At 73.9% G+C, this 8,044-nt stretch carries 6 protein-coding genes; 5 read left to right on the top strand and 1 reads right to left on the bottom strand.

The annotated features are described in order from the left end of the window. The 5 genes from HII36_RS51305 to HII36_RS51280 form a co-directional block, all read left to right on the top strand. A partial coding sequence (locus HII36_RS51305; protein WP_173530691.1) for a DUF998 domain-containing protein occupies positions 1-470 on the top strand: 470 nt, incomplete at its 5' end. Between the two features lie 62 nt (positions 471-532). After that, entirely contained in the window at positions 533-1,288 is a 756-nt protein-coding gene (locus tag HII36_RS51300) for a cytochrome P450 family protein (RefSeq protein WP_173530690.1), read from the top strand. Further along, positions 1,285-2,052 (top strand): isocitrate lyase/PEP mutase family protein, encoded by a 768-nt coding sequence (locus HII36_RS51295; RefSeq protein WP_173530689.1) that lies wholly within the window; start codon positions 1,285-1,287, stop codon positions 2,050-2,052. Before HII36_RS51300 ends, HII36_RS51295 begins: the two co-directional genes overlap by 4 nt. A gap of 28 nt (positions 2,053-2,080) precedes the next feature. Then, positions 2,081-5,023, top strand: coding sequence for an AfsR/SARP family transcriptional regulator (locus HII36_RS51285; protein ID WP_236004984.1), 2,943 nt, complete (start codon positions 2,081-2,083; stop codon positions 5,021-5,023). 69 nt (positions 5,024-5,092) lie between these two features. Next, on the top strand, positions 5,093-6,604 hold the full coding sequence (locus tag HII36_RS51280) for an MFS transporter (RefSeq protein WP_173530688.1): 1,512 nt from the start codon (positions 5,093-5,095) through the stop codon (positions 6,602-6,604). Here HII36_RS51280 and HII36_RS51275 read toward each other — a convergent pair. Further along, the gene (locus tag HII36_RS51275; RefSeq protein WP_173530687.1) at positions 6,567-7,787 is read right to left on the bottom strand and encodes an MFS transporter; all 1,221 of its coding nucleotides are present in this window, start codon (positions 7,785-7,787) and stop codon (positions 6,567-6,569) included. The genes HII36_RS51280 and HII36_RS51275 overlap by 38 nt on opposite strands. Positions 7,788-8,044: the final 257 nt, after the last annotated feature.

The raw sequence follows: 8,044 nt of genomic DNA, 5'->3' as shown, positions 1-8,044 counted from the left end.
CGGCCAGGACGGCGGCCACGAGGGTGCTGCTGCTGGCGGCCGGGGCCGGGCTGATGATGAGCGCGATCTTCCCCACCGATCCCGGCATGTCCGACATCAACACGCTGACCGGGGAGATCCACCGGTGGGCGGCGGCCGTGGTCTTCACCACGCTGCCGGTGGCCGGCTGGACCCTCGTCCGCGGCCGGGCGGCGGCGCCCAGGTGGAACGCGGTCAAGGCGATGAGCGCGACGTCCGTGGTGACGCTGGCCGCCTACCTGGCCGCGCATCCGGCCTCGTTCACCTCGGCCTGGATCGACGGCGGCGCGTACTACGGCCTGCTGGAGCGGGGGCTCGTGCTGGCCGAGATCGCGCTCATCGCGGCGATGGCGCTGGCCGTCAGGCCGGACGGGCCGGTCGTGCTGAACGCCGCCACGCCGGCGGAGGCCGAGCAGAGCGACGCCGACCGCGAGCAGCGCCTGGCCGCATGACGCCGCTTCATGACGGCCATGCTTCGACGCCCGGCGAAAGGACTTCGTCCTAACGTGAAGCCATGGTCATCACACGTCACGCCAAGGCCCGCGCGGTGCTCGACGACAGCAGATACGTGCCCCCGCCGGTCCGCCAGGACGGCAGGGAGGGAACGCTCGCCTGGCTGCGTGCCCGGGTCTCCCGCTTCAGCAGCGGCCCGGCCCACGCGCGGCGGCGCGCCCTGCTGACCGAACGACTCGCCACGCTCGACCCGGCCGCGCTGAGACAGGCTGCACGCACGGTCACGCTGGAGCGCCAGGGCGACTGGCGCGGCGTGCCCACGGCCGTGCTCGGCGCCGCGCTCGGCGTCGCCGACACCTCGCCCGTGGCCGACGCCGCGAGCGGCTACCTGTCGGGCCAGGAGAGCCCGGCGTCCGACGCCGCCGTCGCCGCGCTGCTCGATCAGGCCGACGTGCCCGCGATCACGCTGCTGCTGCAGGCCCACGCGAGCGTGGAAGGGCTCATCGCCAACGCGCTCACCCACCTCACGCCCGGCGCCGACGTCGAGTCGGTGCTGCACGAGACGTTGCGGCACGACCCGCCGCTGCACGCCAGCAGGCGGCTCGACCAGCACACCGGCGACGAGGTGAGCATCGACCTGGTGGCCGCCAACCGCGACCCCGAGGTGTTCGCCGAGCCGGACCGCTTCGACGCCGCGCGCGGCCCGGCCCCGCACCTGACGTTCGGCACCGGACTGCGTCCCTGCCCCGCGCCCGCCCACGCGCTCGCCCTCGCGGCCGGCGTCCTCGAGGCCCTGATCGACGGGAGCACCCGATGACCCGGGACGAGCGTTTCGCCGCCTTCCGCGACCTGCACCGGCCGGGCGAGCCGCTGCTGCTGCCCAACGCCTGGGACTACGGCTCGGCCGCGCTGCTGGCCGCGCACGGCTTCCCGGCGATCGGCACCACGAGCCTCGGCGTCGCCGCGGTCTACGGCAAACCGGACGCCGCCGGCGCGACCAGGGCGGAGACGATCGAGCTCGCCGAGACCATCAAGGACCTGGGCGTCCTGGTCACCGTGGACGTCGAAGGCGGGTTCAGCGACGACCCGGCCCAGGTGTCGGACCTGGTGGCGAGCCTGGCCGAGCTGGGCGTCGCCGGGATCAACCTGGAGGACGGCCGTCCCGACGGCACCCTGCGGCCGATCGAGCTGCACCAGCGGATCATCGAGGCGGCCCGCGGCCACGGCGTGTTCGTCAACGCGCGCACCGACACGCACTGGCTCGGCACCGGCGACACGCTCGAACGGGTGGCCGCCTACGGACACGCCGACGGCGTCTTCGTGCCCGGGCTGACCGGGCTCGACGCCATCGCCGAGGTGGCGGCGAGCACGCCGCTGCCGCTCAACGTGCTTTACCAGCCGGACGGCCCGAGCCTGGCCGAACTCGGCGCGGCCGGGGTGGCCAGGGTGAGCACCGGGTCGCTGCTCTACCGGGCGGCGCTGCGCGGCGCGCTGGGCGCGGCGCTGGCCGCCCAGGGCAAGCCGGAGCCGCCGCTGCCGACGTATGCGGAGATCGCCGCCATCCTCCCGGAATCGCCATGAATCCGGTCTGAGCCACGATAATCGAGGCATGCGCTTCGAGATCCTCGGGCCCACCCGCGTCCTGGGCGAGGACGGCCGTCCGATCGTGCTCGGCGGTCCCCGGGTCCGCGCGCTGGTGACCCTGCTCGCGCTCGACGCGGGCCGCGTCATCGGCGCCGAACAGCTCGTCGACGGCCTGTACGGCACCCGCCCGCCCGAGGGCGTGGCCAACGCCCTGCAGTCACAGGTGTCCAGGCTGCGCCGGGCCCTGGGCAGGGACGTGGTGGAGTTCCACCCGGCCGGCTACCGGCTGGCGGCCGACCCCGAGGACGTCGACGCCCGCAGGTTCGAGCGCCTGGCCGCGGCGGGCAGGCAGGCGCTGGCCGACGGCGACCCGGCCCGGGCGGCGGCGTTGCTGCGGGCCGGGCTCGACCTGTGGCGCGGCACGCCGCTGGCCGACGCGCCGCAGGCCGAGGCGGCCGCCACCGGGCTTTCCGAGCTGCGGCTGTCGGCGCTCGAAGACCGGATCCAGGCCGAGCTCGACCTGGGGCGGCACCGCGATCTGGCGGCCGAGCTGCGTACGCTGACGGCCGCGCACCCGCTGCGCGAGCGGCTGCGCGCCCAGCTCATGCGGGCGCTGTACGGCAGCGGGCGGCAGGCCGAGGCGCTGGCCGTCTTCGAGGAGGCGCGGCGGGCGCTCGACGACGAGCTGGGCATCGCGCCGGGGCCCGAGCTGGCCGCCACCCACCTGGCCGTGCTGCGCGCGGACCCGGCGCTGGGCCCGACCGGCGATTCGGCCGCCACGGCGGCGTCCGGCCCGTCCCGCCAGGAGACCGGCCCGTCGCAGCCGGAGGTCGAACCGGCCGGCGCGGCAGGCGGTTCTCCCGACGCGACCGGCGTTCCCTTCGGCACGGCCGCCGCGGCCGGTGTCAGCAGGAAGGGGTTGCGCGCGCAGCTCACCAGCTTCGTCGGCCGCGCCGAGGAGCTGGCGCAGGTCGGCGAGCGGCTGCAGGACACCAGGCTCGTCACCCTGATCGGCCCCGGCGGCGCGGGCAAGACCAGGCTCGCCATGGAGGCCGCGGCCCAGTCCTCGGGAGACGTCTGCTTCGTCCAGTTCGCCCCGGTGGCCGGCGACACCGGCGTGGCCGGCGCCGTGCTGGACGCCCTGGAGATCCGCGCCACGCTGCGGCCAGGTCCTGACCACCGTCCGGCCGACCCGGTCACCCGCCTGACCTCCGTGCTGGCCGACCGCGAGCTGCTGCTGGTGCTCGACAACTGCGAGCACCTGATCGCGGCCATCGCCGGGCTGACCGATCTGCTGCTGGCCGCCTGCCCGTCGCTGCGCGTGCTGGCCACCAGCCGCGAGGCGCTGGGCATCACCGGCGAGTCGATCCTGCCGGTGGCGCCGCTGCGGCTGCCGCCGCCCGACACCGGTGATCCGCTGGCCTACCCGTCGGTGCGGCTGTTCGCCGACCGGGCGGCCGCCGTCCAGCCGTCCTTCGTGGTCACGCCGGACAACGCGCAGCACGTCATGGACATCTGCCGGGCGCTCGACGGGCTGCCGCTGGGCATCGAGCTGGCCGCGGCCCGCCTGCGGACGCTGCCCGTCGCCGAGGTGGCGGCGCGCCTGGACGACCGGTTCAAGCTGCTGACCCGCGGCAGCCGTACGGCGCTGCCCAGGCACCAGACGCTGCGCGCGGTGGTGGCCTGGAGCTGGGACCTGCTCGACGAGCGCGAGCAGCGGCTGGCCAGGCGGCTGACCGTGTTCGTGCGCGGCGCGCGACCCGAGTCGGCCGAGCGGGTGTGCGGGCTGCCCGAGGAGGTGCTGTTCTCGCTGGCGGAGAAGTCGCTGGTGGAGTTCACCGGCGGCCGGTACCGGATGCTCGACACGATCAGGGCGTTCTGCGCGGAGAAGCTGGCCGAGGCCGGCGAGGTGGACGAGCTGCGCGACGCGCACGCCGCGCACTACCTGGAGCTGGCGATCACCGCCGACCCCTACCTGCGCCGGGCCGAGCAGCTCGAATGGCTGGCCAGGCTCGACGAGGAGAGCGGCGACCTGGTCGCGGCGCTGCGCTGGGCGATCGCCTCCGGGCAGTACGAGCTCGCGCAGCGGCTGATGGCGTACTGCTCCTGCTACTGGTGGTTCCGCGGGCATCGCGTCGACAGCGGGATCATGGCCGTCGAGCTGCTGTCGCACCTCGGCCGCACGCCGCCGGAGCACCTGAAGGAGGAGTACGCGATGGTCGTGCTCGTGTCCGGGTGGGCGGTCGGCGGCGAGGAACTGCGCGAGCGGCTGGGCGTGGTGAACGAGCTGCTGCCGATGGAGTTCGTGCCGGAACGGCTGGACTTCCTGATGATGATGAAGTCGATGTTCGTCGGGCCGCCCGACGACTTCGAGCACGTGCACGAGATGCTCCAGGAGGTGGCCGGCTCGCTGTCGCCCTGGCCGCAGGCGCTGTCGCGCTGCGGCAACGCGTTCATGCTGGAGCTGATGGGCCGCGTCCCCGAGGCCAAGGCCATGTTCGAGCGGAGCCTGGCCGACTTCAGGAAGCTGGGCGAGCGCTGGGGCATCACCGTGGTGCTGTCCGGGCTGGGCGCGCTGTCGTGGAGTCAGGGCGACTACGAGACCTCGTACGCGATGGCCGACGAAGGGCTGAAGACCGCCGCCGAGCTGGGCTCGGCCGCCGACATGGCCGAGAGCCTGTGCCAGCGGGGCGACGCGCTGCTGGCCATGGGCCGCACGGACGAGGCGCTGGCCGACTTCGGCCAGGCCGCCGAGCTGTCGCGGCGCAGCGGCTCGGTGGCGACGCTGACCTGGGCCCACCTCGGGCTGGGCGAGCTGGCGCTGGCCCAGGGCGACCGGGACGAGGCGCTGGCCCGCATCAGGCAGGCCGACGAGCTGTGCCCGGACGACTGGTACAGCGTCGGCGACACGCGGCTGCGCATCGACACCCGGCTGGCGGAGCTGGCGCCGCGGACCGGCGACCGGTAGCCGGCGCCTCGCCGGTTTCGTCAGTGAACGGTAGGCGGACGGTCAGCGCGCCCGCCGAAGGTGGGGGCCATGACGAAGAAATGGTCCTGCCTGGCCATCGCGTGCCTGGCCACCCTCCTTCTCTCGCTCGACCTCACGGTCCTGCACCTGGCCCTGCCCCGGCTGGTCGCCGACCTCGGCGCGAGCTCCACGCAACTGCTGTGGATCGGCGACATGTACGGCTTCGCGCTGGCCGGCCTGCTGATCACGATGGGCAACCTGGGCGACAGGATCGGACGCAAGCGGCTGCTGCTGATCGGCGCGGCCGCGTTCGGCGCCGCCTCGGTGGTCACCGCGTACGCGCCCAGCCCCGAACTGCTCATCGCGGCCAGGGCGCTGCTCGGCGTGGCCGCCGCGACGATCATGCCGTCCACGCTGTCGATCATCCGCAACGTGTTCACCGAGCCCGGTGAGCGCACCGCGGCGATCGGGATCTGGAGCGGGATGAGCGCGGCCGGGTTCGCCCTCGGGCCGGTCATCGGCGGCCTGCTGCTCGACCACTTCTGGTGGGGCTCGGTGTTCCTGATCAACGTGCCGATCATGGCGCTGGTGCTGGTCGGCGGCGCGTTGATCCTGCCCGAGTCGCGCAACCCGGACGCGGGCCGCATCGACGTGCTGAGCGTGGCGCTGTCGTTCACCGGGATCGTGGCGGTCGTCTACGCGCTCAAGGAGGCCGCGCACCAGGGTGTGGGCGGGACAGACGTGCTGGTGGCGGCCCTGGTCGGGGTGACCGGGCTGGCCTGGTTCGTGGCGCGGCAGCGGCGGCTGGCCGAGCCGCTGATCGACGTGCGGCTGTTCGCCAGGCGGGCGTTCAGCGCGTCCATCGGCACGAACATGCTGGCCATCTTCTCGTTGATCGCGATGATGATGATGTTCGCCTGGTACCTGCAGCTCGTCCTGGAGTGGTCAGCGCTGGAGAGCGGGCTCGCGCAGTTGCCCGGCGGGCTGGCCGGCGCGGTGGGCGGGGTGGTGGCCGCCAAGCTCATCGGCGTGATCGGCAGGAACGGCGTGGTCGCGCTCGGGCTCGCGCTGAACGCGGTGTCCTTCCTGTTCTACGCCACGCTCGGGCTGGAGCTGAACTACCTGCTGCTGCTGATCCCGATGGTGATCGGCGGCATGGGCGTGGGGCTGGCGTTCACCGTCAACAACGACAACGTGCTGGCGACCGTGCCGTCGCAGCGGGCGGGGGCCGCGGCCGCGGTGTCGGAGACGTCGTTCGAGCTGGGTGGCGCGCTCGGCATCGCCGTTCTCGGCACGGTGCTGAACAGCGCGTACGGCGCCAACCTGGACCTGCCCGCCGGTTTCCCGGCCGGCGAGGCGCGCGAGTCGATCGCCGGGGCGCTGGACGTGGCCACGCGCCTGCCCGCCGAGCAGGCCGGGCAGCTCGTTCAGGCGGCGCGGGTGGCGTTCGTGGAGAGCCTGAACCTCACCGCGCTGGTGACGGCCGGGCTGCTGGCCCTGGTCGCGGTGCTGGCCCTGATCGGGCTACGCGGGGTGCCGAAGGTCATCCCCGAAGAGGTGCTGGTTCGCGCGCACTCGTGACCTCGGGCAGCGGACGCAGGCTGCCCACCCTGGCCAGCACCAGGAGGGCGGCCAGCCCGGTGGTCAGCGGGGGCACGACGAAGGCCAGCGACGGGCCGAAGTGGTCCACGAGCTGCCCGGCGGCCGACGAGCCCGTCGCGATGCCCAGGCCGATGGCGCCGTTGAGCCAGGTGAACGCCTCGGTCCTGACGTCGGCCGGGACCAGACTCTCGATGATGGTGTAGCCGGTGATCACCACGGGGGCGATCACCAGGCCGGCCAGGGCGGCGGCGCCGTACAGGACCGGGATGGCGTCGGCCACGGTGAGCGCGCTGGTCGCGACGGCGAGCAGCGCCAGGCCGGCGACCAGCCTGGTCCTGGCGGTGACACGCCAGCGGACCGCGCCGTAGAGCAGGCCGCCGAGCACGCTCGCGGCCGAGAACGAGCCGTAGATCGGCCCCGCGCTCGCGGACTGGCCCAGGGCGGTGGTGAGCGAGGTGATGCCCACCTGGAGGCTGCCGAAGACCGAGCCCATCGCCAGGAACGCGACGGCCAGCAGCGCGACGCCGCGCAGCCGCAGCACCCCGCCGGTGGCGCGGATCTTGACCGGCACCGGCTCCGGCGCCCCGGTCCTGACGACGGCGAACGCCACGGTGCCCACCAGGATCAGCACCAGGCCGCCGAGCAGCGCGACCACCGGCGAATACGCCGTGGACAACCCGACCAGCAGCACGGGGGCCAGCGTGAACGTCAGCTCGTCGGTGATCGACTCGACCGCGAAGGCGGTGTTGAGCTTGGCCGTGCCGCCCAGCCGGTGCGCCCATCTGGCCCGTACCATGGCGCCCACCTGCGGCCCGGAGGCGCCGGTCAGGGCGGCCACGATCACCAGCAGCGGCACGGACGCGTGCGCGGCGGCCAGCGCCAGCAACGTGCCCAGCGCCAGCGCGTGCACGGCCACCTGCGGGAGCAGCACCCTGGCCTGGCCGTACCTGTCGGCCAGCCGCCCGGTCTGCGGCCCGACGACCGCCTGCGACACGGCCGAGGCCGCGGCGGCGACCCCGGCCGCGCCGTACGACCCGGTGGACCACTGCACCAGCAGCAGGATGCCCATCTGGGTCATCGCGAATGGCAGGCGGGCCACCAGGGCGGGCAGCAGGAACCGCCAGGCGCCCGGGGTGGCCAGCACGTTCAGGTAGGACTTCAAGGGTCTCCGTCCAGGTCATGACGGAGCGCCTCGTCCCGGCCGAGCACCTGGAGGAGCCACACCCCGTCTTGGTGGGCTTCGACCGGGGTGATACCGACAGGAGTCGGCCGCCGAGCGGTCTATCGATTACGTCAAACGCGACAAATGCCAATTCTATTGCCACTCCACCCGAATCACGCCCGCCGAACCTGCGGGACCACCGGGGTGACGGCCTTTCGGGGGGCTGAGGTCCCTTGAGGGCGGGGCCTCCTGGGTGG

The sequence above is a fragment of the Nonomuraea antri genome, from assembly GCF_013283785.1.
Lineage (GTDB): Bacteria > Actinomycetota > Actinomycetes > Streptosporangiales > Streptosporangiaceae > Nonomuraea > Nonomuraea antri.
Note: the sequence above shows the minus strand (reverse complement) of the source record. Positions and strands in the feature narration are given on the sequence as shown.

Coding starts and splice junctions, on each gene's coding strand:
- HII36_RS51280 (WP_173530688.1), top strand. CDS start 5,093: ATGACGAAGAAATGGTCCTGCCTGGCCATCGCGTGCCTGGCCACCCTC.
- HII36_RS51285 (WP_236004984.1), top strand. CDS start 2,081: ATGCGCTTCGAGATCCTCGGGCCCACCCGCGTCCTGGGCGAGGACGGC.
- HII36_RS51295 (WP_173530689.1), top strand. CDS start 1,285: ATGACCCGGGACGAGCGTTTCGCCGCCTTCCGCGACCTGCACCGGCCG.
- HII36_RS51300 (WP_173530690.1), top strand. CDS start 533: ATGGTCATCACACGTCACGCCAAGGCCCGCGCGGTGCTCGACGACAGC.